20 protein-coding genes and 1 pseudogene are annotated in these 26,432 nt (G+C 68.8%); 11 read left to right on the forward strand and 10 right to left on the reverse strand.

Annotated elements, in window-relative coordinates:
- Positions 1 to 17 precede the first annotated feature (17 nt).
- Together ACFMRZ_RS15755 and ACFMRZ_RS15760 are read right to left on the reverse strand one after the other, a co-directional pair.
- A complete protein-coding gene (locus ACFMRZ_RS15755) occupies positions 18 to 1,196 on the reverse strand; it encodes an alanine racemase (protein WP_400179749.1) in 1,179 nt (392 codons plus the stop codon).
- Between the two features lie 79 nt (positions 1,197 to 1,275).
- Positions 1,276 to 1,755: a TetR family transcriptional regulator gene (locus tag ACFMRZ_RS15760; RefSeq protein ID WP_400179750.1), complete on the reverse strand. Its 480-nt coding sequence runs from the start codon at positions 1,753 to 1,755 to the stop codon at positions 1,276 to 1,278.
- A gap of 361 nt (positions 1,756 to 2,116) precedes the next feature.
- Between ACFMRZ_RS15760 and ACFMRZ_RS15765 the strand changes: the two genes are divergently transcribed.
- Positions 2,117 to 2,860, forward strand: a complete 744-nt coding sequence (locus ACFMRZ_RS15765; RefSeq protein ID WP_400179751.1) for a tyrosine-protein phosphatase — start codon at positions 2,117 to 2,119, stop codon at positions 2,858 to 2,860.
- 21 nt (positions 2,861 to 2,881) lie between these two features.
- Here the strand turns inward: ACFMRZ_RS15765 and ACFMRZ_RS15770 are convergent, their stop codons facing one another.
- Both ACFMRZ_RS15770 and ACFMRZ_RS15775 read right to left on the reverse strand, forming a co-directional pair.
- On the reverse strand, positions 2,882 to 4,117 hold the full coding sequence (locus tag ACFMRZ_RS15770; RefSeq protein ID WP_400179752.1) for a class I adenylate-forming enzyme family protein: 1,236 nt from the start codon (positions 4,115 to 4,117) through the stop codon (positions 2,882 to 2,884).
- 102 nt (positions 4,118 to 4,219) lie between these two features.
- A complete protein-coding gene (locus ACFMRZ_RS15775; RefSeq protein WP_280362011.1) occupies positions 4,220 to 5,014 on the reverse strand; it encodes an enoyl-CoA hydratase/isomerase family protein in 795 nt (264 codons plus the stop codon).
- A 69-nt stretch (positions 5,015 to 5,083) separates the two neighbouring features.
- Here ACFMRZ_RS15775 and ACFMRZ_RS15780 point away from each other — a divergent pair, with 69 nt between their 5' ends.
- Positions 5,084 to 6,145, forward strand: a complete 1,062-nt coding sequence (locus ACFMRZ_RS15780) for a glutathione S-transferase family protein (protein ID WP_400179753.1) — start codon at positions 5,084 to 5,086, stop codon at positions 6,143 to 6,145.
- A gap of 24 nt (positions 6,146 to 6,169) precedes the next feature.
- Here ACFMRZ_RS15780 and ACFMRZ_RS15785 read toward each other — a convergent pair whose 3' ends face one another.
- Positions 6,170 to 6,598: a VOC family protein gene (locus tag ACFMRZ_RS15785; protein ID WP_400179754.1), complete on the reverse strand. Its 429-nt coding sequence runs from the start codon at positions 6,596 to 6,598 to the stop codon at positions 6,170 to 6,172.
- Positions 6,595 to 7,476: a helix-turn-helix domain-containing protein gene (locus tag ACFMRZ_RS15790; protein WP_400179755.1), complete on the reverse strand. Its 882-nt coding sequence runs from the start codon at positions 7,474 to 7,476 to the stop codon at positions 6,595 to 6,597. The genes ACFMRZ_RS15785 and ACFMRZ_RS15790 overlap by 4 nt, the downstream gene beginning before the upstream one ends.
- A gap of 359 nt (positions 7,477 to 7,835) precedes the next feature.
- On the opposite strand from ACFMRZ_RS15790, the gene ACFMRZ_RS15795 reads away from it, so the two are divergent.
- The 7 genes from ACFMRZ_RS15795 to ACFMRZ_RS15825 all read left to right on the forward strand — a co-directional run bounded on the left by ACFMRZ_RS15795 (position 7,836) and on the right by ACFMRZ_RS15825 (position 20,434).
- On the forward strand, positions 7,836 to 8,549 hold the full coding sequence (locus ACFMRZ_RS15795) for a hypothetical protein (protein WP_280272016.1): 714 nt from the start codon (positions 7,836 to 7,838) through the stop codon (positions 8,547 to 8,549).
- On the forward strand, positions 8,546 to 9,493 hold the full coding sequence (locus ACFMRZ_RS15800) for an ABC transporter ATP-binding protein (RefSeq protein ID WP_400179756.1): 948 nt from the start codon (positions 8,546 to 8,548) through the stop codon (positions 9,491 to 9,493). Before ACFMRZ_RS15795 ends, ACFMRZ_RS15800 begins: the two co-directional genes overlap by 4 nt.
- The gene (locus ACFMRZ_RS15805; RefSeq protein ID WP_400179757.1) at positions 9,490 to 10,272 is read left to right on the forward strand and encodes an ABC transporter permease; all 783 of its coding nucleotides are present in this window, start codon (positions 9,490 to 9,492) and stop codon (positions 10,270 to 10,272) included. The genes ACFMRZ_RS15800 and ACFMRZ_RS15805 overlap by 4 nt, the downstream gene beginning before the upstream one ends.
- Positions 10,273 to 10,342: 70 nt before the next feature.
- The gene (locus tag ACFMRZ_RS15810; RefSeq protein ID WP_400179758.1) at positions 10,343 to 13,996 is read left to right on the forward strand and encodes an ABC transporter ATP-binding protein; all 3,654 of its coding nucleotides are present in this window, start codon (positions 10,343 to 10,345) and stop codon (positions 13,994 to 13,996) included.
- Between the two features lie 209 nt (positions 13,997 to 14,205).
- Positions 14,206 to 18,033: a multifunctional oxoglutarate decarboxylase/oxoglutarate dehydrogenase thiamine pyrophosphate-binding subunit/dihydrolipoyllysine-residue succinyltransferase subunit gene (locus ACFMRZ_RS15815; protein ID WP_400179759.1), complete on the forward strand. Its 3,828-nt coding sequence runs from the start codon at positions 14,206 to 14,208 to the stop codon at positions 18,031 to 18,033.
- 179 nt (positions 18,034 to 18,212) lie between these two features.
- On the forward strand, positions 18,213 to 18,911 hold the full coding sequence (locus ACFMRZ_RS15820) for a PadR family transcriptional regulator (RefSeq protein ID WP_400179760.1): 699 nt from the start codon (positions 18,213 to 18,215) through the stop codon (positions 18,909 to 18,911).
- A gap of 44 nt (positions 18,912 to 18,955) precedes the next feature.
- Positions 18,956 to 20,434 carry a DHA2 family efflux MFS transporter permease subunit gene (locus ACFMRZ_RS15825; protein ID WP_400179761.1) on the forward strand — a complete coding sequence of 493 codons (1,479 nt, stop codon included), beginning with the start codon at positions 18,956 to 18,958 and terminating at the stop codon, positions 20,432 to 20,434.
- Positions 20,435 to 20,515: 81 nt separating this feature from the next.
- On the opposite strand, the gene ACFMRZ_RS15830 is transcribed toward ACFMRZ_RS15825, so the two are convergent.
- Complete coding sequence (locus ACFMRZ_RS15830; protein ID WP_400179762.1) at positions 20,516 to 21,142, reverse strand: Uma2 family endonuclease; 627 nt, start codon at positions 21,140 to 21,142, stop codon at positions 20,516 to 20,518.
- A gap of 65 nt (positions 21,143 to 21,207) precedes the next feature.
- Positions 21,208 to 23,016 carry a molybdopterin-dependent oxidoreductase gene (locus ACFMRZ_RS15835; protein ID WP_400179763.1) on the reverse strand — a complete coding sequence of 603 codons (1,809 nt, stop codon included), beginning with the start codon at positions 23,014 to 23,016 and terminating at the stop codon, positions 21,208 to 21,210.
- Between the two features lie 205 nt (positions 23,017 to 23,221).
- On the opposite strand from ACFMRZ_RS15835, the gene ACFMRZ_RS15840 reads away from it, so the two are divergent.
- The gene (locus ACFMRZ_RS15840; RefSeq protein WP_400179764.1) at positions 23,222 to 24,346 is read left to right on the forward strand and encodes a S1C family serine protease; all 1,125 of its coding nucleotides are present in this window, start codon (positions 23,222 to 23,224) and stop codon (positions 24,344 to 24,346) included.
- Between the two features lie 48 nt (positions 24,347 to 24,394).
- Here ACFMRZ_RS15840 and ACFMRZ_RS15845 read toward each other — a convergent pair whose 3' ends face one another.
- Complete coding sequence (locus tag ACFMRZ_RS15845) at positions 24,395 to 24,943, reverse strand: NUDIX domain-containing protein (RefSeq protein WP_400179765.1); 549 nt, start codon at positions 24,941 to 24,943, stop codon at positions 24,395 to 24,397.
- Between the two features lie 665 nt (positions 24,944 to 25,608).
- On the opposite strand from ACFMRZ_RS15845, the gene ACFMRZ_RS15850 reads away from it, so the two are divergent.
- Positions 25,609 to 25,872 carry a hypothetical protein gene (locus ACFMRZ_RS15850; protein WP_400183065.1) on the forward strand — a complete coding sequence of 88 codons (264 nt, stop codon included), beginning with the start codon at positions 25,609 to 25,611 and terminating at the stop codon, positions 25,870 to 25,872.
- Positions 25,873 to 26,040: 168 nt separating this feature from the next.
- Here ACFMRZ_RS15850 and ACFMRZ_RS15855 read toward each other — a convergent pair.
- Positions 26,041 to 26,298 (reverse strand): annotated as a pseudogene (locus tag ACFMRZ_RS15855) (helix-turn-helix transcriptional regulator); the annotation flags it as partial.
- Between the last annotated feature and the right edge of the window lie 134 nt (positions 26,299 to 26,432).

The raw sequence follows: 26,432 nt of genomic DNA on the forward strand, positions 1-26,432 counted from the left end.
GTGCCCGTGCCGCAACGCTATCCGAAGTTCCGGCCCTCGCCGCGATAGGTCGGGACGGTGGTCCGGGTGCCGTCGGTGTCGACGATCTGGATGCTGTCGAAACGCTCGCACAATTCGCCCGCCTTGGCGTGCCGGAACCAGACCCGGTCCCCGATCGCCAGCCCCCGCGCGCCGGTCAGCGGCGTCTGGACCTCGCCCGCGCCTTCGGTGCCGATAAGTCGCAAGCCCTTGGGCCACACCGGCTTCGGCATCCGCGCCGGACCGGCCGGACCGGAGGCGATGTACCCACCGGCGAAGGCGGTCGCGAGGCCCGGCGCCGGGTGCCGCAGCACCGGCAGCGCGAAGTACAGCGCCGGGCGCGGCGTGAAGGCGCGGTAGCCGTCGAACAGCGTGGGGACGTACAGCCCGGAGCCCGCGGTCACCTCGGTGATCTCGGCATCGGCCACGCTCACCTCGATCGATCCGCTGCCGCCGCTGTTGACGATTTCCAACTCACCCACCACCGACCGCACCGCGTCGAGCACCCGGTGGCGGCGCTTGCCGATCTCGGCGGCCGAGGCCCGCTTCACCAGCCGCACGGCCGGGTTGGTGTCGGGCAGTCCCGCGATCTGCGCCTCGTAGGTCATCACGCCGACCACGCGGAAGCCGCGCTCGGTGGCGGTGCGGGCCAGCCGCGCCGCCTGCTCCGGCGTGCGGATCGGCGAGCGGCGCACGCCCAGGTGCACCGGGCCGATGCGCAGCGACGCGTCCACGTCCAGGCACACCCGCGGCGCCACCCGCGCACTGCCCACGGCCGTCTTGATCAGTTCCAGCTGGGCGGGGTCGTCGACCATCAGCGTGATGGATTCCCGCAGGGTCTCGTCGTCGCCGAGTTCGGCCAATGCGGCCCGGTCCACGCTCGGGTAGCCGAGCAGGATGTCACGGGCGCCCTGGCGGGCCAGCCAGACCGCCTCGCGCAGCGAATAGGCCATGATGCCCGCGAATCCGCCGGACGCGGTCAGCTCGGGGCCCAGTACCTCTTCCAGCACCGCGCGACAGCGCACCGACTTGCTCGCCACCCGGATCGGCACGCCGCGGGCGCGGCGGGTGAGGTCCGCGGCATTCGCGCGCAGGGCGGCCAGGTCGAGGGCGGCCAGCGGCGGGTCCAAGTCTGCGGTGGCGGACTGTAGGCCGGGGATCGGCGACAGGTCTGTCATCCGTACCACTCAACCACGTAACCGCGTTACTGGTCAACCGTCCAACTTGTGGGGAATCACGAGCCCGGCGGGCTGCCGGTCAGCGGTCGACGGCCTTGGTGGACAGGCTCGAGACGAGGTCGTCCAGCACCACCAGCGTCGTCTCGTCGTCGCAGTCGGCCAGCCAGCGCAGCACCGTGCCCTGCATCACGGCCACCGAGTACGCCGCGATCGCCTCGACCGGCTCCAGCCATTCGGTGTTCGACCGCTCCGCGCACAACCTCAGGAAGGCCCCGACCTCGGCGTCGAGGTCCCGGAACAGCGCCGCGACCGCGGGGTCCGCCACGGGCTCGTTGCGGTTGGCCCAGCGGCGGCGCAGCGCCGCGATGGTCGACTCGTAGGTACGGATCTGCTTGTGCGGCGCGGCCTTGATGGCCGGCCACAGCGCACTGACCCCGGCATGCAGCAGGACTCGCAATGCCCGCGTGCCGGTGCACTCGATGGCGGTGGCTGCCTTGTCGACCGCCTCCTCGACGGTCGGATGTGGCCGTACCTCGATAATTTCTCCACTAGCGTTCAACGACGACTCCCTCGGGCGAAAGAACGCGCGCACCTCGCCTGCGCGGCTCGCTCACAACGGGTTGCGGATCCGCATTGATCGCACCGGATACCAACCCGGTCGACCCGTATCAACATTCATCAATGGTAGAGGGTTTTCGGGGACGAAGACCAGGTTCGTTGGGTGTTTTCAGACTGAAAGAATGTTTTGTTACCCATCCGGGACCGCGGCGCGATCCAGCGGATATCGATATCCGCGGGGATCACTACCCGTAACCGACAAGACTCTACGCGCTCGCTACCCGCAGTGCCGTTCGGCTGTGGCAGATCACACAACGGAGAACGACACCCGCGCGCTACCGGTCCGCCGATAGCCTGGAAATGTGACCATCGCGCGCCCCGATCATCTTCTCGTCTCCGGCACGTTCAACTACCGCGACGTCGGCGGCCTTCGCACCGACAGCGGAGCGCGTGTCCGCACCGGAGCGCTGCTGCGGTCGGCGCAGCTGTGCCGGGTCGACGCCGACGGGCACGCCACGCTGCGCGAACTGGGCCTCGCCACCGTCCACGACCTGCGCGGACCCGAGGAGATCCGCCACCTGGGCGCCGACCTGCTGCCCGCCGGAGTGCGCCTGGAGCACACTCCGTTCGATTCCCGCATCGGCGAGCAGCCACCGCACGAGGTGGTGCACGACGAGCCCTGGCAGGAGATGCTGCAGGTGTATCGGTCCTTTCCGGCGATGCCGGAGGCCGGTGTGGCCATCGTCTCGATCGCGCGCTCATTGGTCCGCGGCGACGGCGCGGTGCTGGTGCACTGCGCCGCCGGCAAGGACCGCACCGGCTGGGCGATCGCGACGCTGTTGCGCGCGGTCGGCGTCGCCGAGACCGATCTGCTCGAGGACTACCTGCTGAGCAACGACGCCGTGGACGCGCTGCGTGCCGATGTCGAGCTGAATTCGGGCGGGCGCGTGACACTTCCGCTCGACGTGCTCGGCGTCTCCCCGGAATACCTTGCGGAGGGCACGGATTCGATGCACCGGCTGTACGGCGACCTCGAGGGCTATTCGGCCGCCATCGGTTTCACCGACGACCTCCGCAACCGCCTGCGCGATCGCCTCCTCGAATAGGCATTCCGGGATGGGAAAGAGTTATCCCGCGCGATGCACCAGACCGCGCTCGTCGATGTCCACCTCGTTGCCGGTGTGGAACCACGAACCGGTGAAACGTGATTCGGTGGTCTCCGGGTCGTTCCAGTAGCGCGGGGTGACATTGGGGCCGCGACAGAGCAACTCGCCGTGCCCGGCCGCCGCGTGCGGTCCCCACAGCGCCAGTTCCGTACCGCCGAACGCGAATCCGAGCAGGTCGGCCGGGAGCGTCTCGCCCTGATCGGCCAGGGCCAGGCCGATGCCGCTGGTCTCGGTCGCACCCCATACCGACCACTGCCGGGCGAGCGGGAACACCTCGCGCAGCGCGGCGGCCACCACCTCCGAGGTGCCCGGGTCGGTCGCCGCCAGCTCCGTGCGATGCCCGGCGTTGCACACCTGCCGCACGCCCTCGGCCCGCAAGCCGGCCAGTTCGGGCAGCAGCCCGGCGAAGATGCGCGGCGTCGCTGCCACCGTGTCGATGCGTTCGGCCACAATGGTTTCCGCGACCAGCGCCGGATCCGGGACGAGCACCACCGTGCCGCCGACGGCGAACGTCGGCAGCAGCTGATCGACGCAGCCGCTCGCGTGTGCCAGCGGCAGCAGCACCAGATTGCGCAGCCCGTCGGTGGGCAGATCCAGCGCGCCCACCATCGACCGGACCGCCGACAGCAGGTTCTCGTTGGTCAGCTCCACCCCGCGGGGCAGCACCGGGTCCTCGTGCGCGACCGCGCCGCTGGTGTAGCACAGCAGCGCCAGCTCGCTCAGCGAGGCGCCGTCGTCGATGAACGCCGCGCCGTCGGGCAGCTCGGCGCCCGCGCCGCCGCCCAGTACGAAATCCGCCCGGCTGTCGGACAGGACGCGGGCGGCGGCCTCGTCGGACAGGCCGTCGTGCACCAGTACCGGCACTGCCCCGGACAGCAACGCGCCGAGGAAGGCCTGAACCCACCGCGCACCCACCGGCATCCGCACCGCTACCCGGTCGCCGTAGCCGATTCCGTGCTCCTGCAAACCTCCCGCGATCCGCGAGGCGGAGTGCCACAGCTGCCGATAGGTCAGCCGCGGGCCGCCGATCTCGACGACCGCCTCACGCCCGGAGAAGGAGTGCACCTGCACGTCGAGCAGCTCGGTGAGCGCGGGATTCAGGTTTCCGTAGCGCAGCACGCCGTCGGCGCCGCGCGCAAGGGGGTTGCCGCACCCCGTGTTTCGCGACTGCGGGTATTCGACCAACAACTGCGCCATGGGTCCCTCCGAGCGCCTCGATCCGGCAGGCATCTGTGACTATATGACTCAGATCACAAACTCGGGCGGATAGTCGGCAAACGTGTCCCAGTCGGTTCCGGGTCACTGTCCGGTGTAGGTCGCCTTTCCCGGTCCGACCTCCAGGAAGCTGCGGACCGCGCCGCGCAGGTCGGCGGTGGCGAACAGGTCGCCCGACACCTCCGGTGTCACCGAATCCGCGTGCGCCACACCGCCGGAACGCCACGCCGCCACGATGCGCTTGGTCGCCGCGTGCGCGCGGGTGGGGCCGTCGGCGAGCCGGGCGGCGAGGGCGCGGGCCGCGGTGTCGACGTCCTCGTGCACGGCGTTGACCACGCCCCACTCGGCCAATTCCCCGGCGCCGTACAGGTCGCCGGTCATCACCAGTTCCCGCGCGCGGCCCGAACCGGCCCGCTCGGCCAGTCGCTGCGGGCCGCCCATCGACGGGGTCAGCCCGACCACCGTTTCCACCAGACCGAACTTGGCCGTCGACCCGGCCAGGATGATGTCGCACGCCAGGGCGATCTCGAAGGCCGCGGTCAGCGTCAGCCCGTGCGCCGCGAACACCACCGGGCACGGCAGCGCCTCCAGCGGATGGATGATCTGCTCGAACAGCGACCGCCACAGTTCGGCGCCCTGATCGGCCGAGAGCCCGTCGAAGACCTTGACGTCCACCCCGCCGGAGACCACCTTGCCCTCGGCGCGCAGCAGCACCGCGCGCGGCGGCCGGGCGCTCAGCTCGGCGATGTCGGCGGCCAGCGACTCCAGCATCGCCCGGTCGAAGAGGTTCAGCGGCGGGCTGTCGATGGTGAGCACGGCCAGCTGCGCGCCCTTGTCGGTCTCCACGAGGTCCAGGCGGGTGGGTTTCGAATCGCTCATCGGCCGAATGTATCCGGGCCCTGCCGCCGGACGGAACACCCGGGCGAGACGCGCCCGCCGTGCGCGGCGATGCCGGACACAAGATCGATCTGCGAGACTGGTCCGGTGAGTTCCACGCCGTCCGACAATGCCACCTACATCGAGCCCGGCGAGTTCAAGCGGGACACGAACTACATCACCACCCGGGTCACCGCCGACGGCCGCGACGGATATCCCGTCGAGCCCGGCCGCTACCGCCTGGTCGCCGCGCGGGCCTGCCCGTGGGCCAACCGGACGATCATCGTGCGCCGGTTACTCGGGCTGGAGGATGTGCTCTCGCTGGGCCTGTGCGGGCCGACGCACGACAAGCGCAGCTGGACCTTCGATCTCGATCCGGGCGGGGTGGATCCGGTGCTCGGCATCCACTTCCTGCAGGACGCGTACTTCGCGCGGGTCCCCGACTACCCGCGCGGCATCACCGTCCCGGCGGTGGTCGACGTGCCGACCGGGCAGGTCGTCACCAACGACTACGCGCAGATGACGCTCGACTTCTCCACCGAGTGGACGCGGTACCACCGGCCGGGCGCGCCCCAGCTGTACCCCGAGGCGCTGCGCGAGGAGATCGACGCCGTCAACCGCCGGGTGTACACCGAGGTCAACAACGGTGTCTACCGCTGCGGCTTCGCCGGGGCGCAGGACGCCTACGACGCCGCCTACGACCGGCTGTTCACCGCGCTGGACTGGCTGTCCGAGCGCCTGGCGACCCGGCGATACCTGGTGGGCGACACCATCACCGAGGCGGACGTGCGGCTGTTCACGACGCTGGTGCGCTTCGATGCCGTCTATCACGGGCACTTCAAGTGCAGCCGCAACAAATTGACAGAGCTGCCGGTGCTGTGGGCGTACGCCCGCGACCTGTTCCAGACGCCCGGGTTCGGTGACACCGTCGACTTCACCCAGATCAAGCAGCACTATTACATCGTGCACGCCGATATCAACCCGAGCCGGATCGTCCCGAAGGGCCCGGATCTGTCGAACTGGCTCACCCCGCACGGCCGGGAGGAACTCGGCGGGCGGCCGTTCGGCGACGGCACTCCGCCACCGCCGCCGCGGGAGTCCGAGCGCGTCCCGGCCGGTCACACCCCCGCTTGAGTTCTCCGGTATCCGGGCCGCAGTTCAGTGGTGGCCCGGGGTTCCGGCGTAAGTGCCGAAACTCCAGAACACGCCCTCGGGATCCCGGCAGGTGAAGCCGCGGGATCCGTAGTCCTCGTCGCGCAGTTCCTGGGTGATGGTGGCGCCGGCGGCGGTGGCCCGGGCGTACAGCTCGTCCGGGTTGTCGATGACCACGTAGACCGCGCCGGTGCCGGGCGGCAGCTGTTCCAGCGCCGAGCCGGGCCGCGTGGTGCCGAGCATGACGCCGCCGCCACCGGGCAGCCTCATCTCGGCGTGTTCGACCACGTCCCCGTCGCCGTAGCGGGCTGTCTCGGCGAAGCCGAAGGCGCGCCGCAGGAAGTCCATCGCCGCGGGCGCGTCCCGGTAGGACAGGCACGGCCACAGCGCCGTGCCGGTGCGTGTGCTGGTTCCGGTTGCTGTTGTCTCGCTCATGTATCCGAGCTTCGCAGCGCCCCGACATCGGGGTCTTGGACGAATGGGAACTGCTCGGCGGCCAGCCAGGCCGAGGGCGGCATGCCCGCCAGCTCCCGCCACTCCCGCGCCATGTGCGCCTGGTCGTAGTAGCCGACCGTCGCGGCCACCTCGCCGATCGAGACGTCCAGCCGATACGCCGCGGGCCCGGCCGAGTCGTAGGCGACCGACCGCAGCAGCCGATGCGAGGCCTGGAACCGGGCCAGCCGCGCGGCGTCCTTCGGCGTGACCCCGAACTCGGCGGCGAACCGATTCGCCAGATACCGTCGGCTCCAGCCGATCTCGTCGGCCACCTCGGCGACCCGGGCCCGTCCGCAGCGCGCCGTGAGCAATTCCCAGGCACGCCGGAGATTGGCGTCGATGGCGGTGTCGGCGGCACGGCGCAGCAGCATCTCGTCCAGGATCGCGAACCGCTCCGGCCAGTCCGAGGTGGCCGACACCCGTTCGCGCAGCTCCCGCGCGTCCGCACCGAGCAGATCGGTCAGATCGACGATCCACGACCCGAGCTCGGCAACCGGCGCACCGAGCAGCACCCGCGCCCCCAGCGGCGTCACCGCCAGTTGGATGCCGTGCTGAAACCCGTTGTGCGCGACGGTGCACGGCCGCACGGTGAGCCCACTGGCAATGGCCTCCCAACTCCCCGGCCCCTGCCCCGGCTCCGGCGAGACGGAGATGTCGATCGGCTCATCGATGGTGATGATCACGGTGAGATCGGTCCCCGGCATCCCCACATGCGTGCCCCCCTCGAACCCCCGCAGCAGATACCCCTCGTAGCCACGAACGAATGCCCGCAGCCGAGGATCAGGCAGCCCCCCAGCACCCTCGGAGACACCACTCACATCCCCACCCTAAGCCCCCCACCCCAACCAGCCCACCCCCGATTCGTCCCCCACCGACAACACACCGACCACCGTCGCAAACCACCCCGTTGATGCACTATCAATGGGGTACACACACCAATAGGAACCAACTCACAACGGCCCTCACCCGCTACCCACCGGTGAGGACCCAAAATCACCACAATTTCCAGCCATACACTAACCAAAGGAACCCAACCACCACGGTTTTCGGCGCGTCTCGGTTTTCGGGTGCCGCTGCAAAGCGACGAAGGAGCCAGCAGCGGCACCCGAAAACCGAGACCAAGGGCGCCGAAAACCCGCGACGCCGAAGGCGGCGCCAAAAATACAGGAGCGAAAAGATGTTCAAGGGCGGTGCGGAGAAGGCGGTGCAGGCACTGCTCGACAACGGGGCGCAATTACAGGCCCCCGCGGTCGCCAAGTACGTCGACCGGTTCCGGCGCTCGCATCCGGGTGAGAGCCCGGAGCAGATCATCCAGCGGCTGGAGCGGATCTATCTGACGACGGTGACGAGCAGCGGCACCGCGGTCGGCGCCACGGCCGCCATACCGGGCGTCGGCACGATCGCCTCGCTCGCGGCGATGAGCGCGGAGACGACGTTCTTCCTGGAGGCGTCGGCGGTGTTCACCCTCGCGGTGGCGGCGGTGCACGGCATCGCGCCCGAGGACAAGGAGCGCCGCCGCGCGCTGGTGCTGGCGGTGGTGCTCGGCGAGAGCGGGATGGAGATCGTCGAGAAGAGCGTCGGCCATTCGGCGAAGAACTGGGGAACGTTGCTGGCCAACCAGATTCCGGGCGTCCGCAATATGAACGATTCGCTGATGAAGCGGTTCGTGGTGCAGTTCATCGCCAAGCGCAGCGCGCTCATGTTCGGCAAGGTGCTGCCCGCCGGAATCGGCGCCGCCGTGGGCGGTTTCGGTAACCGCGCGCTCGGCAAGAGCACGATTGCCAACGCCCGCAAGGCATTCGGCCCCGCCCCGGTGACGTGGCCCGGACCGGTGGTCATCGACGCCGATCCGCTGCCCGCACTGGGCAACGACGCCACCGGGCAGCAATGAACGCGCCGCGACCACTGGCCTTCGCGGCGACGGGGCTGAGCAAGCGGTTCGAGGGCCTGAACGCGGTGCGGGAGGTGAGTTTCACCGTGCCGTCGGGGAGTACCGCGGCGCTGGTGGGACCGCCGGGTTCGGGTAAGTCCACGATCGTGCGGATGCTGCTGGGGCTGCTGCCGCCGACCTCGGGCACCGCCGCGATCGGCGGGCCCGGGTCGGGTGCGCGGCGGTGGGCCCGGCCGGTCGGTGCGATGTTGCAGCCGCGCGGGCTGCATCCGGCCCGGTCGGTGCGCGGCCAGTTGCGCGTATTCGCCGGCGCCGCAGGGGTTTCCGACGAGCAGGTCGACGCGCTGCTGGCGCTCACCAGCCTGGAGTCGGTGGCCGAGGAGCGGGTGCGGGCGCTGCCGGTCGGGGTGCAGACCCGGCTGGCGCTGGCGATCGCGCTGCTGGGCGACCCGGCGCTGCTGGTGCTGGACGATCCGCTGGCCGGGCTCGACGCGGCCGAACGCGGCTGGCTGTCGGACTATCTGCGCGGGCATGCCCGCCGTGGCGGCACCACCCTGCTGACCTCACAGAGCCTGGCCGCCGTGGTGCCGGTGGCCGACCAGTTGATCGTGCTCGGCGACGGCGCGGTGGTGTATCAGGGCAGTCCGCGCCGGTTGCGGCGCAGTCACCCCGATCGGCTGGTGGTCGGGGCGTCGAGTCCGATCGCGCTGGCCACGACGCTGGCCGCGCAGGGCTTCACCGATACGGTGATGCGTTCGGACGGACGGTTGGCCGTCGCGGAGGCGTCCCGGACCGAGATCGAGGCCGCCGCGACGAGCGCCCGGGTGCAACTGACCGAGCTGATCGCCGAACCCGTGCACCCGGATCGGGTGCTCGCGGCGCTCACCCGCGGTTCCACCGTCGTTCCGCCCGCCCCTGCGATGCCCTACGGGATGCCACGATGATCCTGACCCTGCCTCCGGACGTGAGCCGGGCCGCGACCGCCGAGATCCGCAAGATCGGCACCCTGCGGGCGAACTGGACGCTGCTCGCGCTCTGCGGCGCGGTCGGTTTCGTCGCTACCGCCGTCACGGCGATCATGGGCAGCGGCCCGCAGGAGAAGCAAGAATTGGCGACGGGGACCGTGACCATCGGCGTCTATCTGGGTGTGATCGTCGCGCTCGGGGCGGCGGCGGTGTCCGCGGCGATCGCGTCCGGCGGCGAGTACCGACACTGCGGTATGTCGCTGACCGCGCTGTTCACGCCCGACCGCGATCTGCTGTTCGGCGCGAAAATCGCTGTGGCCGCAGGGTATTCGCTGCTGTTGGCGCTGGCCGTGGAGGTCGGTGCGGCACTCGGGCTGCTGGCGTTCGGACGCGACAAGGCCGAGTTCGGGGCGCGGCTGGCGGAGGTGTTCGGCGGCGGCCTGCTCGCGGCGATCTGCTGGGGCGTGCTCGGCGCGGCCCTCGGACTGCTGCTGCGCGCGGTGGTTCCGGCGGTGGCCGTGCTCGCCGGTTGGCTGATCATCGTCGAGCCGCTGCTGTGGGTGGTGCTGAAGGGCGTCGGTATTCCGGGCCTCGCGGTGCTGCTGCCGGGTTCGGCAACCATCGGCACGGTCGCGGTCGGCTCGTTTCCCGAGAGCCCCTTCCTCCCGCCGAGCGCGGCCGGCCTGGTGATCCTGGCCCTCTGGGCGGCCGGGGCGGGCGCCGCGGCCTGGTGGTACCTGCGCACCCGCGAGATCTGAGCCTGCCCCGCCCCTCCGCCACAGCGAGGAATACGGAGGTGTCGGTCGGCGTCGGTAACGTCGACTCGACATGACAGACGCCGACACGAACACACGGGGCCGACCCGGCTGGATACGCCGGTTGTGGGCTGCGTGCCGCGCGCATCCGCGGCTGCTGTCGGGCGTGATCGCCGCGATCGTGGTCGGGGCGGTGGCGGAGACGGCGGCGCCCCTGGCGGCCAAGCAGGCGCTGGATCGGGCGCGGGCCGGGGATCTGCACGCGATCGGCGTGATCGCGCTGGTGCTGGTGCTGCTGGCGGCGGCCCGGTTCGCGACGGCGTACGGGCGGCGCTGGCTGGCCGGGCAGCTCGCGTTGAACGTGCAGCACGCCCTGCGGGTGCAGCTGCTCACGGCGCTGCACCGCTACGACGGACCCGGTCAGGACCGGCTGCGCACCGGGCAGGTGGTGTCGCGGTCGATCACCGATCTGCAACTGGTGCAGGGACTGCTGGCGATGGCTCCGCTGTCGGCGGCCTCGCTGCTCATCTTCGTGCTGGCCGCCACGGTGATGCTGGTGCTGTCACCGCTGCTGGCAGCGGTCGCGCTGCTGACGGTTCCGGCGCTCGGCCTGGTGGTGTACCGGACGCGGCCGCTGCTGCACGCGGCGACGTGGTCGGCGCAGCAGCGCGCCGCCGATCTCGCCCAGCACGTCGAGGAGACCGTGACCGGGGTGCGCGTGGTGAAGGGCTTCGGACAGGAGTCCCGGATGGTGCACCTGTTGGAGGGCCACGGCCGGCGGCTGTACGCCGAACGCATGCGGGCGGCCCGCATCGACTCCCGTTTCGCCCCGACCATCGCCGCGATTCCGCAGGTCGGCATGGTCGTGGTGATCGCGCTGGGCGGGACGCTCGCGCTGCGCGACGAGATCGGAGTTGGCACATTCCTCGCCTTCGCCGCCTACGTGACCATGCTCGCCTCCAGCACCCGCATCGTGTCGAACGTGATCGTGATGGCGCAGCTGACCCGCGCCGCGGCCGAACGCGTCTACGAGGTGATCGACGCCGCCCCCGCCGAGACCGACCCGCCCGCGCCGCGCCCGCTGCCGCCGGGCCCGCTCGGCGTCGAGATGCGCTCGGTCACTTTCGGATTCGATCCGGACCGGCCGGTGCTCCGCGACTTCGACCTGTCGGTGCGCCCCGGCGAGACGGTGGCGATCATCGGCCCCGCCGGTTCCGGCAAGTCCACCCTGGCCCTGCTGCTCCCCCGCCTGTTCGCCCCCGAATCCGGTCACATCCTGCTGCGCGGCGAGTCCGGCGCGCAGCCCGCCCGCGAGGTCGATATCGCCGATCTGCGGGCGGCGGATCTGCGGGCGGCGGTGGGTGTCGTGTTCGACGAACCGTTCTTGTTCTCCGACACCGTGGCCACCAATATCGCCCTGGGCCGACCCGATGCCACGGCGGAGGAAATCCGGCGCGCCGCGGAACTGGCCGCCGCCGACAAGTTCATCGGCGAATTGCCCGACGGCTACGACACCATGGTCGGCGAGCGCGGCCTCACCCTGTCGGGCGGCCAGCGCCAGCGGCTGGCGCTGGCCCGCGTCCTGCTCGCCGACCCGCGCATCCTCGTCCTCGACGACGCCACGTCCGCCGTCGACGCCGTCACCGAGGCCGCCATCTACGCGGGCCTGCCCCGCGACCACGCCCGCACCACCATCATCCTGGCCCACCGCGAATCCACCCTCGCCCACGCCGACCGCATCATCCGCCTCCCCGCCCCGGACCACCCCACCACCGCCAACCTCTGGGGCAGCACCGAAGAAACTCCCGCCCGCGAGGGACCGGGCGCGGCCGGTTCTGCGGACGCGGAGGTCCCGCCGGAGATCCGCGCCGACCTCGCCCGCCTGCCCGCCGCCACCGAGACGCCCGGCATGGACGAGCGCGCTCTGGAGCGGCCGGAGCCGGACTTCCGGCTCGCGCGGCTGCTGCGTCCGGTGCGGTGGCTGCTGGGCGCGGTGGTGGTGCTGCTCGGCGCGGATGCCGCTGTGGGCGTGGCCTTTCCGGCCCTCACCCGGTACGCGCTCGACGACGGGGTGGCCGCGGGCAGCGGGCGGGTGCTGGCGATCGCGGCGCTCGGCGGGGCGGTGCTGGTCCTGCTGAGCTGGGTGGACGAGGCGGTCGGCACGCTGCTGTCGGCACGCGGCGGGGAGCGGGTGCTCTACGGCCTACGGGTGCGCAGCTACGCGCACCTGCAACGGCTGGGGCTCGACTACTACGAGCGCGAGTTGTCGGGCCGCATCATGACCCGGATGACCACCGATATCGACGCGCTGTCGACGTTCCTGCAGACCGGGCTGGGCACCGCGCTGATCAGTATCGGCACCGCCGGCGGCATCGCGGTCGCGCTCCTGGTGATCGATACCGGCCTGGCGGTGGTCGTCTTCGCCACGCTGCCACCGCTGATCGGCGCGACGCTGATATTCCGCCGAGTGTCTTCGGCCGCCTATTCGGCCGCACGCGAACGCGTGGCGACGGTCAACGCCGTTTTCCAGGAGAACGTCGCCGGACTGCGAGCCACCCAGGCCTACCGGCACGAACCGCACGCGGCCCAGCGGTTCACCGACTACTCCGACGCCTACCGCCGCGCCCGGATGCGGGCCCAGCGGGCGATCGCGCTGTACTTCGCCTTCGTCATCGCGTGGGCCGACCTGGCGCAGGCGGCGGTGGTCTACGTGGGTGCGCGCGAGGTCGCGCACGGCACCACCACCGCGGGCACCCTGGTGGCCTTCGTGCTGTATCTGAGCCTGCTGTTCAGCCCGGTCATGCAGTTGTCGCAGGTGTTCGACGGCTACCAGCAGGCACGGGTCGGGCTGCGCCGGATCGAGGCGCTGCTGCGCACTCCGTCCTCGATCGCCCCCGACTCACCCGAGGCCACCCCGGTTCCCGGCCGATTGCGCGGCGAGGTCCGCTTCGCCGACGTCCACTTCCGCTACCCGGACGCGAAAACGCCCGCACTGGACGGTGTTTCGCTACACATCCCCGCAGGCGCCACCCTCGCCCTGGTCGGCGAGACCGGCGCGGGCAAGTCCACCATCGTGAAACTGCTTGCGCGCCTCTACGATCTGCCCCGCGAGCCGATCGGCCACGTCCTCGTCGACGGCACCGACATCCGCGACTACCGCCTCTCCGACTACCGATCCCGGCTCGGCACGGTGCCGCAGGAAGCTCACCTGTTCACCGGCGACGTTGCCAGCAACATTGCATTCGGGAAACCTTTCGCCCGCCCCGCGGACATCGAACACGCCGCCGCGGCCGTCGGCGCGCTGGACATGATCGCCACGCTCCCGGCGGGCATGCGGCAGCCGGTCGGCGAGGGCGGCCGCGGCTTGTCGGCCGGGCAGCGCCAGCTGATCGCGCTGGCCCGCGCCGAACTGGTCGATCCGGACCTGCTGTTGCTGGACGAGGCCACCGCCGTGCTCGACCCGGACAGCGAGGAGAAAGTGCTGGCTGCCGGCCGTTCGCTCGCTCGCACCGGCACCGCGCACAGCCGCACCGCGGTGATCGTCGCGCACCGCCTGGCCACGGCCGCGCGCGCCGACCGCATCGCCGTCGTGGACCGCGGCCGGATCGCCGAAACCGGCACCCACGCCGAACTCGTCGCGGCCGGCGGAATCTATTCCCGGCTGTGGTCGGCGGCACGGTCCGACGAAGGAATATTCTCACCCGTGGACGAGTCGTCACACATATGAGGCTGGTTCTGTCCGGCAGTCGGATGACGCCTCGCGGCACGCGGAACGAGAACGCAAGCGAAAGATTTGCACAACTCGAAGAAACCCGCGGAGACCGCCCTGGGGCGCGCCGCCCGGGCTGGGCCTATCCTCAGAAAGGGCGCATCGGCGCGTAGCACGCCGATTACCCGTGCCGAGCACGTCACAAACGTCGCAGCGCGAAGAACGAAATGAGGCGAACACCTGCTGTGAGCAGCTCAACATCCCAGTTCGGACAGAACCAGTGGCTAGTCGACGAGATGTACCAGAAGTACAAGCAAGATCCGTCGTCGGTCGACGAGAGCTGGCACGAGTTCCTGGCCGACTACACACCGGAGTCGACTGGTGACACCAACAGCTCGGGTCGGGTGGGTGTTGACGTTTCTCCGACGCCCGCCGCCCCGACCAACAACGCCGCGCCCGCATCCGCCGCCGCGCCCGCACCGGCTCCGGCTGCCGCCCCCGCGGCTCCCGCGGCGCCCGCCGCCGCCTCGCCCGCCCCGAAGGTGAACGCGGCGTCCTCCTCGGCCGCGGCCCCGCCGCAGGCGCGCGCCCCCCAGACCACCCCGGCGCCGGCCTCCAACGCCGCGCCGACCACCGGCGCCCCGAAGGCAGCCGAATCCACCGACGAGTCGAAGGTGCTGCGCGGCCCGGCCGCCGCCATCGTCAAGAACATGTCGTCGTCGCTGACCATCCCGACCGCGACCAGCGTCCGCGCCATCCCCGCGAAGCTGATGATCGACAACCGCCTGGTGATCAACAACCACCTGGCCCGCACCCGCGGCGGCAAGATTTCCTTCACCCACCTGCTCGGCTACGCGATCGTGCAGGCGGTCAAGGCCTTTCCGAACATGAACCGGCACTTCGCCGAGATCGACGGGAAGCCGAACGCGGTCACCCCCGCGCACACCAATCTGGGCCTGGCCATCGACCTGCCCGGCAAGAACGGCAACCGGACCCTGGTCGTCGCGGCCATCAAGAACTGCGAGTCGATGACCTTCGCGCAGTTCCACACCGCCTACGAGGACATCGTCCGGCGCGCCCGCGACGGCAAGCTGACCGCCGAGGACTTCTCCGGCGTCACGATCTCGCTGACCAACCCGGGCACCATCGGCACCAACCACTCGGTGCCGCGGCTGATGCCGGGTCAGGGCGCGATCGTCGGCGCGGGCGCGATGGAGTACCCGGCCGAGTTCCAGGGCATGAGCGACCAGCAGCTGGCCGAGATCGGCATCGGCAAACTGATGACGCTGACCTCGACCTACGACCATCGCATCATCCAGGGCGCGGAATCCGGCGACTTCCTGCGCACCATCCACCAGCTGGCGATCTCCGACGAGTTCTACGACGAGATCTTCCACGGCATGGGCGTGCCCTACGAGCCGGTGCGCTGGCGCAAGGACTTCAAGGAGCGGGGCGTCGACAAGAGCGTCCGCGTCCAGGAGCTCATCGCCGCCTACCGCAACCGTGGCCACCTGATGGCCGACACCGACCCGCTGCGCCTGGTCAAGGACAAGTTCCGCAGCCACCCCGACCTGGACGTCACCCAGCACGGCCTGACCCTGTGGGACCTGGACCGCGAGTTCAACGTCGCGGGCTTCCACGGCCAGGAGCGGATGAAGCTGCGCGACGTGCTGTCGCTGCTGCGCGACGCCTACTGCCGCCACGTCGGCGTGGAGTACACCCACATCCTCGACCCCGAGCAGTTGCAGTGGCTGCAGGAGCGCGTCGAGCAGAAGCATGCGAAACCGACTGTCGCGCAACAGAAGTACATCCTGAGCCGGTTGAACGCGGCGGAGGCCTTCGAGACCTTCCTGCAGACCAAGTACGTCGGCCAGAAGCGGTTCTCGCTGGAGGGCGCCGAGACGGTCATCCCGATGATGGACGCCGTCATCGACCAGTGCGCCGAGCACGGGCTCGACGAGGTCGTGATCGGCATGCCGCACCGCGGCCGCCTGAACGTCCTGGCCAACATCGTCGGCAAGCCGTACTCACAGATCTTCACCGAGTTCGAGGGCAACATGAACCCGGCCGCCACGCACGGCTCGGGCGATGTGAAGTACCACCTCGGCGCGCACGGCACCTACATCCAGATGTTCGGCGACAACGACATCGAGGTGTCGCTGACCGCCAACCCGTCGCACCTCGAGGCCGTCGACCCGGTGCTGGAGGGCCTGGTCCGCGCCAAGCAGGACCTGCTCACCAAGGAAGACCTGGTCACCAAGGGCGAGGAGGCGCGCACCTTCTCCGTCGTGCCGCTGATGCTGCACGGTGACGCGGCCTTCGCGGGGCAGGGTGTGGTCGCCGAGACGCTGAACCTGTCGGGTCTGCGCGGCTACCGCGTCGGCGGCACCGTGCACATCGTGGTGAACAACCAGATCGGCTTCACCACCGCGCCGGAGAACAGCCGCTCCACCGAATACTCCACGGACATCGCGAAATTCATCGGCGCGCCGGTGTTCCACGTGAACGGCGACGACCCCGAGGCCTGCACCTGGGTCGCGCGGCTGGCCACCGACTTCCGCGAGCGGTTCCACAAGGACGTCGTGATCGACCTGATCTGCTACCGGCGTCGCGGCCACAACGAGGGCGACGACCCGTCGATGACCCAGCCGTACATGTACGACGTCATCGACACCAAGCGGAGTGTCCGCAAGTCCTACACCGAGTCGCTGATCGGCCGCGGTGACATCTCGATGAAGGAAGCCGAAGACGCCCTGCGCGATTACCAGGGTCAGTTGGAACGCGTCTTCAACGAGGTCCGGGAGCTGGAGAAGTACACGCCGGAGCCGAGCGAGTCCGTCGAGGAGGAGCAGACCGTTCCCGGCACCGTCGTCACGGCCGTGGACAAGTCGGTGCTGCAGCGCATCGGCGACGCGTTCATCAATGTGCCCGAGGGCTTCAGCGTGCACCCGCGCGTCAAGCCGGTGCTGGACCGCCGCCGCGAGATGGCCTACGAGGGCAAGGTGGACTGGGCGTTCGCCGAGCTGCTGGCCTTCGGCACGCTGATCGACGAGGGCCGGGCGGTGCGGCTGACCGGTCAGGACTCCCGCCGCGGCACGTTCACCCAGCGGCACTCGGTGGTCGTCGACCGCAAGTCCGGCGCGGAGTACACGCCGCTGCACAACATCGGCAGCACCAACCCGGGCTGGTTCGCGGTGCACGACTCGGCGCTGAGCGAATTCGCCGCTGTCGGTTTCGAATACGGCTACTCGCTGGGCAACCCGGACGCACTCGTGCTGTGGGAGGCGCAGTTCGGTGACTTCGTCAACGGCGCGCAGTCGATCATCGACGAGTTCATCTCCTCCGGTGAGGCCAAGTGGGGTCAGCTGTCGGAGGTCGTGCTGCTGCTGCCGCACGGTCACGAGGGCCAGGGTCCCGACCACACCTCGGGCCGGATCGAGCGCTTCCTGCAGCTGTGCGCGGAGGGTTCGATGACGGTCGCGGTGCCGTCCACGCCGTCGAACTACTTCCACCTGCTGCGCCGGCACGTGCTCGACGGCATCCGCCGTCCGCTGATCGTCTTCACCCCGAAGTCGATGCTGCGCAACAAGGCCGTGGTCTCCAACATCGAGGACTTCACCGACGCCAAGTTCCGCTCGGTGCTCGAGGAGCCGACCTACGAGACCGGCGACGGCGACCGCAGCAAGGTGAAGCGGATCCTGCTGACCTCCGGCAAGCTCTACTACGAGCTGGTCGCGGAGAAGAACAAGAAGAACCGGGACGATGTGGCGATCGTCCGGATCGAGCAGCTGTACCCGATCCCGTCCTACCGGCTCAACGAGAAGCTGGCGACCTACCCGAACGCCACCGACCTGGCATGGGTGCAGGAGGAGCCGGCCAACCAGGGCGCCTGGCCGTTCTTCGGCCTGAACCTGCCGGAGTTCCTGCCCGAGCGGTTCGGCCGCCTGCGCCGGATCTCGCGCCGCGCCATGTCGGCCCCCTCCTCGGGTTCGAGCAAGGTGCACGCGGTGGAACAGGCCGAGATCATCGGTGAGGCATTCGCCCCGACCGCGTAAGTCAGCCCCGCCGCGCCGGGCCGAATTCGCTTCCCGCGGAAGCGATTCGGCCCGGCGTTCGTTTGTGGACTCGCCGCATCACTCGCCGTCTTCTGTGACCGTCGTCATGGACTCTTGTTCAGGACGGGTTCCGCACCGTATATTCGGCGTGGAATATTTCGCACGGAGGGAGTTCCACGATGACGAAGCAGCCGGCTGCGACGCTGACGCCGTTGGCGATGGCGGTGCTCGCGCTGCTGGAGGAACGGCCGATGCACCCGTACGAGATGTATCAACTATTGCTGCAGCGCCGGGAGGATTATCTGCTCAAGATCCGCCCGGGCTCCCTGTATCACACGGTGGCGCGGCTGGCCGAGCAAGGACTCGTGCACGCCGAGGGCACGGATCGGGCAGGCAACCGGCCCGAACGCACCACGTACCGGATCGCCGAATCCGGCACCGCCGCGCTGCGTACCCGGATCGCCGACCTCATCCGCCGGCCCATCCGCGAGTACCCGATCTTTCCGCTGGCCATGTCCGAGGCACACAATCTGCCCAGGGACGAGGTGATCGCGCTGATCCGCGAACGCATCGGCTGGCTCGACAACGACGTCACCGAGATCGACGCACTGCACGACTGGCTCACCACCCACCAGGTGCCCCGGCGCTACTGGATGGTGATCGAATACCTGCGCGGGCAGCTCGACGCCGAACTGGCGTGGCTGCGCCGCCTCGCCCTCGACCTCGAGTCGGGCGCGCTGACCTGGGACGAGTTCACCGCCGACGGCGTGCGGGTAGCCGCACCCACCGACACCGGCCACCTCGGCCACGGCTGGGGCGCGGCCGTCACCGACGACGTGCTGGCCGAGTTGCGCGGCGGCGGCGCCACCACCGCCTGACGCGAGAACTACCTACTTCGACTTCCTGGAACGGGACGAAAACCATGACCACTCAACGTAATCCGTGGCCGGCGCTGTACGCGCTGGTGGTCGGGTTCTTCATGATCCTGTTGGATATGACCATCGTCGCGGTGGCCAACCCGGCGATCATGACCGACCTGCACACCGATATCACCAAGGTCATCTGGGTGACCAGCGCCTACCTGCTCGCCTACGCGGTGCCGCTGCTGGTGACGGGCCGGCTCGGCGATCGCTACGGCCCCAAGAACATCTACCTGATCGGCCTGGCCGTGTTCACCGCCGCCTCGCTGTGGTGCGCGGTGTCCGCCAACGTCGAGATGCTGATCGCGGCGCGCGCGGTGCAGGGCCTGGGCGCGGCGCTGATGACGCCGCAGACCATGGCCGTGATCACCCGCACCTTCCCGCCGGACAAGCGCGGCGCGGCCATGGGCCTGTGGGGCGGCGTCGCCGGCCTGGCCACGCTGGTCGGCCCGATTCTGGGCGGCGTGCTCGTCGACTGGCAGGGCTGGAACTGGATCTTCTACATCAACGTGCCGATCGGCATCATCGCCTTCGTGCTCGCGGTGTGGCTGGTGCCGTCGCTGGATACGCAGGAGCACAAGTTCGACGTGGTGGGCGTGGTGCTCAGCGCGGCCGGAATGTTCCTGCTGGTGTTCGGCATTCAGGAGGGCAACGCGCACGACTGGAACGCCTGGATCTGGGCGATGATCATCGCCGGGCTGGTGGTGCTGGGGCTGTTCGTGGTCAACCAGGCACGCAACAAGGGCGAGCCGCTGGTGCCGCTGAGCCTGTTCCGCGACCGCAACTTCGCGCTGTCCAGCGTGGCCATCGCGGCGATGGGCGCCGCGATCACCGCCTTGATGGTGCCGTCGTACTTCTATCTGGAGGCGGTGCGGGAGTTCTCGCCGACCCGCTCGGCGCTGGTATTCGCGCCGATGGCGATCGTCACCGGCCTCACCGCACCGTTCATCGGCAAGGTGTCCGACCGGATGCCGCCGCGCATCCTGCCGACCGTCGGCTTCACCCTGTTCGCCGCCTCGGTGTTCGGTTTCGCCGCGCTGATGAAGCCCGACAGCTCCATCCCGCTGTTCCTGGTGATCGCCGCGGTCGCCGGCCTGTCCAACTCGTGCATCTGGGCGCCGCTGGCCTCCACCGCCACCCGCAACCTGCCGGTCCACCAGGCCGGCGCGGGCGCGGGCGTCTACAACACCACCCGCCAGGTCGGTTCGGTGCTGGGCAGCGCCGCGATCAGCGCACTGGTCTCCGCGCGAATGACGGCCCAGGGCCTCGGCGACACCAGCCCCTCCGAGGGCGGCGGCACCGCCGCGGGCAAGCTCCCGGAGTTCATCATCGACAAGTTCAGCACCGCCCTGGGCCAGTCGATGCTCCTCCCCGCCGCCATCCTTCTGATCGGCGTAGCCGCCTCGGCCCTGTTCATCGGCGCCAAGTCGGCACAGAACACCCCGGACGACACAAAGGTTCCCGCCGACATCGGCCACTGAACCCGCCGCGTCGGCCCGGTGCACTCGCACCGGGCCGACGTGCGTGCGCCGCAACGGATTCGGCTACGGAAACGGCCATGCTCAGCGTACGAGCGCGTCGAGCCGACCCCATTCGATTCGAATTTCGACCGGAACGTCGACCATCGTTTCGCCTTCGGACGGCGTCAGTTTCCCATGCGGGCGGTATTGCCGCACGACATGATCGAGGACGTGCGTGTCGATCGAGACCACACGATTGTCGGCGATCCAGACGATCCAATACCACGGAATACCCGCTTGCGCGTACTCCGCCAGTTTGTCGGTGATGTCGATGCGCTCGGTCCCGGGCGATACGATCTCGATCACCAATTCGATCATCGACGCGGGAAGCGGCCGTAACTCGGCAGGAGCGCATCGGAACAGCGCGACATCCGGCCGCCGGATCGTCACCCGCGGCAACTCCCACAGCACTACATCGAAGTCGGTGTCGACGTCCAGGCAGCCGTCGTTGTAACGAGCCATATGGGCCTCCGCCGCCGCCTCTACCATGTCGGCGAGACGGCGTGCCGCTTTCTGGTGCGGCCGGTTCGGCGACTCGGCACGCACCGCTTCGCCGTTGACGACTTCCACCAGACGGCAGAAGTCCTCTGGAAGTTTGCGCCAGATATCCAACGTGATCGGGGCCGGTTGCAGGTTCTCTTCCCGCGCCCAGTCGAAAACTTCGGACATGTGCGCTCCTCGCATCACAGATTCCGGCTCGATCCGGAGGTCCGTACAAGCATAAGCCGACCAGGTCAGGTCACTCGGACCGTGACGTTCGGGTAGCCGGTGGCGCCGTCGGGGACGACGTCGCGGAGTTCGGAGGTTTGGGGCTCGCCGGTGTCGTCGGTGGCTCGGGCTCGGAGGGTGTGGGGGCCGGGGGTGGCGTCCCAGTCGTAGACCCACTGGCGCCAGGTGTCGAGGGAGGGTTCGGCGGCGAGGCGGGCGGGTTGCCATGGGCCGTCGTCTATTCGGACCTCGACGGCGGTGATGCCGCGGTGCTGGGCCCAGGCGACACCGGCGACGGGGATGCGACCCGCGCTCACCCGGGCGCCCACGCGCGGGGTGTCGATACGAGTGCCGGTTTTGATCGGGCCGAGCGCCGACCAGCCCCGTTTGGTCCAATATGCCTGTGCCCGGTCGAATCTCGTGATCTCCAGCTCGGTGACCCACTTGGTGGCGGACACGTATCCGTACAGGCCCGGGACCACCAGCCGGGCCGGGTAGCCGTGCCGGACCGGGAGCGGTTCGCCGTTCATGCCGACGGCGAGCAGGGCATCGCGGCCGTCGGTGAGGGCGGCGAGCGGGGTGCCCGCGGTGAAGCCGTCGGCGCTGCGGGAGAGCACCATGTCGGCGTCGGGGTGCGGCCGCGCTTCGGCGAGCAGTTCGTCCAGGCGGTAGCCGAGCCAGCGGGCGTTGCCGATCAGGTCGCCGCCCACCGGATTCGACACGCACGCCAGCGTCACCAGCCGCTCGACCGGCGTGCGCCGCGCGAGATCGGCGTAACCGAGCCGGATTTCGCGTTCGACCATGCCGTGGATCCGCAGCGACCAGGTCTCGGTGCTGACCTGCGGCACCACCAGCGCGGTATCGATCCGGTAGAAGTCGCTGTTGGGCGTGAGATACGGCGTGATCCCGGGGATCCTGAGGTCCGCGGCGGGATCGACCGGCGGCCCGGCGACCGGCGGCGCGGGCAACTCCACCGCCGCCCGTTCACCCGAAACACTATGCGCCCGAACCCCCAACAGCCGTCCCGCCACCCCCGCCGCACCCGCGAGCACCCCCACACCGACTATCCCGCGCACCACCTGCCGACGTCCCATCTCCCGACCGCTCCCGCCGGAACCTGTTGTCGCCGTAGCACTTTCCACGCCTCGAGCAGAGCGTGCCCGCTCCTCGTCCCGCCCTGCCGCAATGCCCGCCGCCCTCGCTCCCCCACCCGCCTCACCAACGGCGCCGGAAAATGCACCGTCGTCCCGCCCGGCACCGGCCCCCGCCCCGGCAACACTCCCGCCCTCCGCCGACGAGGCACCCGCCTCCGCATCAGCCGAAGTAACGCTCTCCGCAGACTCACCGACACCCGAGGCCCCCGGCTCATCGTGGCCGCCTGCCGCTGACGCTGCCGGGGCGCCCTCCAGAGCCTCGCAGCGTCGAATTATCCAGCGCAGCATGACTATTCCAAGTGCGACACCGATCACTGTGGGCAGGGACCAGGTCCAGGACGCAGGCGGGCGATTTGTCGCCGCGACCGCGGCGACTACGCCGAAGAGTGCGAACAGGGCCGATCCGATCGGGCGATCGGTCCGCTCCAGTCGACCGGCGAGTGCCGCGACGCCGAGCGCGACAAGACCCATCGACGCGAACAGCACCAGCTTGTCGTTGGTGCCGAAGGTGTCGATGGCCCATTCGCGGACCCGGTCCGGCGTGCGGTCCACGACCGTCGAGCCGAGCGCCGCCAAGGGCGCGCTGCCCGGATTGATCGCCGCCGACACCAGTTCGGCGACGCCCAGCGCCAGCCCGGCGGCCACCACGCCACCGGCCGCCCGCAGTCCAGATCCGGTCATAGCGCGAGCGTACTGCGGTTTCCCGCGACCGAGCGGGCGGAAAGCGGGCAGCGGACCGCGACGTCACACATTCGTCAGAACCTCGGGGAACCGGGTACCCCGAACGTGAGGTCGCGCACGTTGCCAGTTCCACGGCCACAACCCAGCGGGCTCTCAGGAATCTCGCGCTTAATGGATACAGAGGCATTGACCATACGAGGACGTGATGACCTTGCATCCCTATGAACCGCCGCGGCCACCCCGCAGGCACGGCCTGAACTTCACCGTCGTGGCCGCCATCGTGCTGGCCCTGGCCGTCGCCATCGGGTTCGTCGCCGCGCGCTTCGAGACGTCGCAGCACGTCCACACCGCGCCACCGGCCCAGTCGGGCGATGTGATGCAGGCCTTCGACGCGCAGAGCAAGGCCGATCTCGGCGAGGCGGCGCAAAAGGTCGTTCCGGGCATCGTCACGGTGAACACCCAGCTCGGCCTGCAAGGCGGGGGCGGCGCGGGCACCGGGATCGTGCTCACTTCCGACGGCACCGTGCTGACCAACAATCACGTGGTCGAGGGCGCCACCGCCATCGAGGTGACCAGCCTGGCCAACGGCCGGACCTACGACGCCTCGGTGCTCGGCTACGACCGCACGAACGATCTGGCGGTGCTGCGACTGTCCGGCGCGTCCGGCCTGCCGACGGCCCCACTCGGTGATTCCGACAAGGTCGCGGTGGGCGACGAGATCGTCGGCGTCGGCAATGCCGGTGGCACGGGCAGCCCGACCGCGGCGGGCGGCAAGGTGACCGCGCTGAACCGCTCCATCACCGCGAGCGACGAATCCTCCGGCAGCTCAGAACAATTGACCGGCTTGATCCAGGTCGCGGCGAATATCCAGCCCGGCGATTCCGGCGGGCCGCTGGTGAACAGCTCCGGCCAGGTCGTGGGCGTCAACACCGCGGCCTCGCAGGGATTCCGGCTCGGCGCGGGCGGCGGTCAGGGCTTCGCCATCCCGATCAACAAGGCGCTCACCATCGCGAAGCAGATTCAGGCCGGGACGGCTTCCGGCACCGTGCACATCGGCCCGACGGCCTTCCTCGGCCTCACGGTCAGCGATGCGAACGGCGCCGGCGCACTGGTCCGCAATATCGTCCGCGGCGGTCCGGCCGACGAACTCGGACTGGCCCCCGGCACGGTGATCACCGGAATCGACGGCGACCGCATCGACTCGGCCAACGCCCTGATCGCGACAATGGACAAGCACCATCCCGGCGACAACGTGAACGTCACCTGGGTCGACCGCACCGGACAAACCCAGAACGCCAAGGTCGAACTGGCCGAAGGCCCAGTAGGCTGAAATCGGATTGAGGTAATCTTGCAGAAAGCTCGGTTACTTCCTACCAGCCTAAACTTCGCCAATCTGATTCGAGATAGGTACGCCGTCGTGAAGGTACGCGACACGGTTCCCTTCCGCAGCTCTCAAGGCGGCGCTCACGCGCAACCAAATATACGGCCGTAGCCGCCGTCGCGCTTGTTCCGGCGTGCAGAATTCGAACGCTGCAAGCTCGGAATCCGCGAGGTACAGCCCCTCTATCTGGTCGCTGGTAAGCGTTCCGGCATCGAATACGAACATCAACGAGTCGTCCCACACTCCGTGTGGCGAGACCCAGTCCAGGCACAACAGCGCCATTCTGGTAGTCGGCAGATGCAGTCCGAGTTCCTCGTTCAATTCTCGTCGCACGGCGTCGATCGGTGGTTCGTTTGCTTCCGCCATACCACCGGGGATATCCCAATCAGGCTTGTACTTCGGGTCGACCAACAGGAAACGGCCGCGTCCATCCCGAATAATTGCGTCAGCTCCTACACGCTTACGCGGCTGCTTCGCATTGCCCTCTGCGAGATGTTCCCGCCATGCTTGGGGGTCACGTTTATATAGCGGCGTGTCGGAATTCATGTCACCCTTTGGTAGAGGGCAATGGAAATTCGGGCACATATCTTCCCAGCCCCCGCGACAACCACAGTCGCTGACGCAACGCATCGTCCAGACATTCGAGAAATTCACGGACGAGTGCTACAGAGCTATACGGCTCCATCAGCAGTCGGAGATCTCGGAGTCGTTGGATCACTAGATATGAGCTCAAAGTTTGGGTGGAAGCGATCACATCACGCCCGATTTTGCACGCTTGTTCGGGTTCATCCTGATGAACTAAGGAAACCATGAGGAGTATTTGGCCGAGCGCCCGGCTACGCGTTCGCTCGACAGGTCGCAGCTCCATAATTCTTTCAGCGTGACGTTGTGCGTGCAACGGCTTTCCGAGCTGCTGCATACAACCGGCGGCAACGCTGGCCAGTGAGCCCTCGTCGAAATTGCTGACCCATGTTGAAGGCTCTCCGTCGTGGGACCCTTCCAGCGATTTCTCCGCACGTTCCAGAAACGTTAGTGTCTCGTGTGGCTTCCGCAAAGATGCGAACCCTTTCGCCTGCATAGCAAACACGCGCGCCTCGAAGCTCAGGATTTCGCGGCTCGTCGGCTAAAACCTGTTCGCCCGCTTTAGCAAAGCGAATAGCATGGTGCGGCTGCGATCGGTGATGAGCTAAGTGGCTCATGGTTGCCAGGATATGGACGCTAAGCTGTCGGTCTTGCCCAACCTTGGACAATTCCAGTGCACGCCCGAAGTGGCTATAGGCTCGATCATCACGTCCAGCATCATGAGCCATCCATCCCGCCATCTCGGTCAACCCTGCCGCCGCAGCGAAAACAAATCGACCGCCTACGTCATGATCTCCCCCGAACAGCCGTGGTGCTATATCACTTTGCAAATAGTTGATGACCGTGGAATAGAGATGACCACCGCCCACCTTCCGATCAGCCGAACGAAATGATCGCATAGTCATCACGTCACTACCGTTCATATTTCCTACGCCCTCGCCGATTCTCCCCCGCTGGACAGGTTCGGCAATCGAAGGGTCCAAATTGTGCAGCGGCGCGTCCATCTGAACCGCGACAGCGGGCTGTAGGACTGTAGTGCCGTCGGCAAGAAGGTCCCTGAGTTGTTCGGGCGAAACCTTCAACGCAACGGCAAGTTTGGGCCACAGCCACGCCGAAGGCTCACACTTACCAGCCTCCCACCGCACCACGGTCGACCGCTCCACGTTCAAATGCGCGGCCAACGACTCTTGAGTAAATCCGAGAGCCTTACGGCGCTGCGCGAAATCGCGACGCACGCCACGCCCCACAACCGCCATAGCTCCGCCTTCCGCCCCTGCAACTCCAAAGCTCAGCGGGGCAATGCCTCTGTCGTGCCTCATCAGTGCTCAGTGCGTGCTCTGGTCCGTGGTCGCTACCAACGGTTGGCTACAGGTTACGGCTCGAACCCAATGCGTAGCAATGGAGGCAACAGGCTAATGACCAGCCAAGATACAGCGCCACGCAACCCGACCAA

Source organism: Nocardia sp. N2S4-5 (assembly GCF_044628355.1).
Classification (GTDB): domain Bacteria; phylum Actinomycetota; class Actinomycetes; order Mycobacteriales; family Mycobacteriaceae; genus Nocardia; species Nocardia wallacei_B.

Coding starts and splice junctions, on each gene's coding strand:
- ACFMRZ_RS15755 (WP_400179749.1), bottom strand. CDS start 1,196: ATGACAGACCTGTCGCCGATCCCCGGCCTACAGTCCGCCACCGCAGAC.
- ACFMRZ_RS15770 (WP_400179752.1), bottom strand. CDS start 4,117: ATGGCGCAGTTGTTGGTCGAATACCCGCAGTCGCGAAACACGGGGTGC.
- ACFMRZ_RS15775 (WP_280362011.1), bottom strand. CDS start 5,014: ATGAGCGATTCGAAACCCACCCGCCTGGACCTCGTGGAGACCGACAAG.
- ACFMRZ_RS15780 (WP_400179753.1), top strand. CDS start 5,084: ATGCCGGACACAAGATCGATCTGCGAGACTGGTCCGGTGAGTTCCACG.
- ACFMRZ_RS15785 (WP_400179754.1), bottom strand. CDS start 6,598: ATGAGCGAGACAACAGCAACCGGAACCAGCACACGCACCGGCACGGCG.
- ACFMRZ_RS15795 (WP_280272016.1), top strand. CDS start 7,836: ATGTTCAAGGGCGGTGCGGAGAAGGCGGTGCAGGCACTGCTCGACAAC.
- ACFMRZ_RS15800 (WP_400179756.1), top strand. CDS start 8,546: ATGAACGCGCCGCGACCACTGGCCTTCGCGGCGACGGGGCTGAGCAAG.
- ACFMRZ_RS15805 (WP_400179757.1), top strand. CDS start 9,490: ATGATCCTGACCCTGCCTCCGGACGTGAGCCGGGCCGCGACCGCCGAG.
- ACFMRZ_RS15810 (WP_400179758.1), top strand. CDS start 10,343: ATGACAGACGCCGACACGAACACACGGGGCCGACCCGGCTGGATACGC.
- ACFMRZ_RS15815 (WP_400179759.1), top strand. CDS start 14,206: ATGAGGCGAACACCTGCTGTGAGCAGCTCAACATCCCAGTTCGGACAG.
- ACFMRZ_RS15820 (WP_400179760.1), top strand. CDS start 18,213: ATGACGAAGCAGCCGGCTGCGACGCTGACGCCGTTGGCGATGGCGGTG.
- ACFMRZ_RS15825 (WP_400179761.1), top strand. CDS start 18,956: ATGACCACTCAACGTAATCCGTGGCCGGCGCTGTACGCGCTGGTGGTC.
- ACFMRZ_RS15830 (WP_400179762.1), bottom strand. CDS start 21,142: ATGTCCGAAGTTTTCGACTGGGCGCGGGAAGAGAACCTGCAACCGGCC.
- ACFMRZ_RS15835 (WP_400179763.1), bottom strand. CDS start 23,016: ATGACCGGATCTGGACTGCGGGCGGCCGGTGGCGTGGTGGCCGCCGGG.
- ACFMRZ_RS15840 (WP_400179764.1), top strand. CDS start 23,222: ATGACCTTGCATCCCTATGAACCGCCGCGGCCACCCCGCAGGCACGGC.
- ACFMRZ_RS15845 (WP_400179765.1), bottom strand. CDS start 24,943: ATGAATTCCGACACGCCGCTATATAAACGTGACCCCCAAGCATGGCGG.
- ACFMRZ_RS15850 (WP_400183065.1), top strand. CDS start 25,609: ATGGACGCTAAGCTGTCGGTCTTGCCCAACCTTGGACAATTCCAGTGC.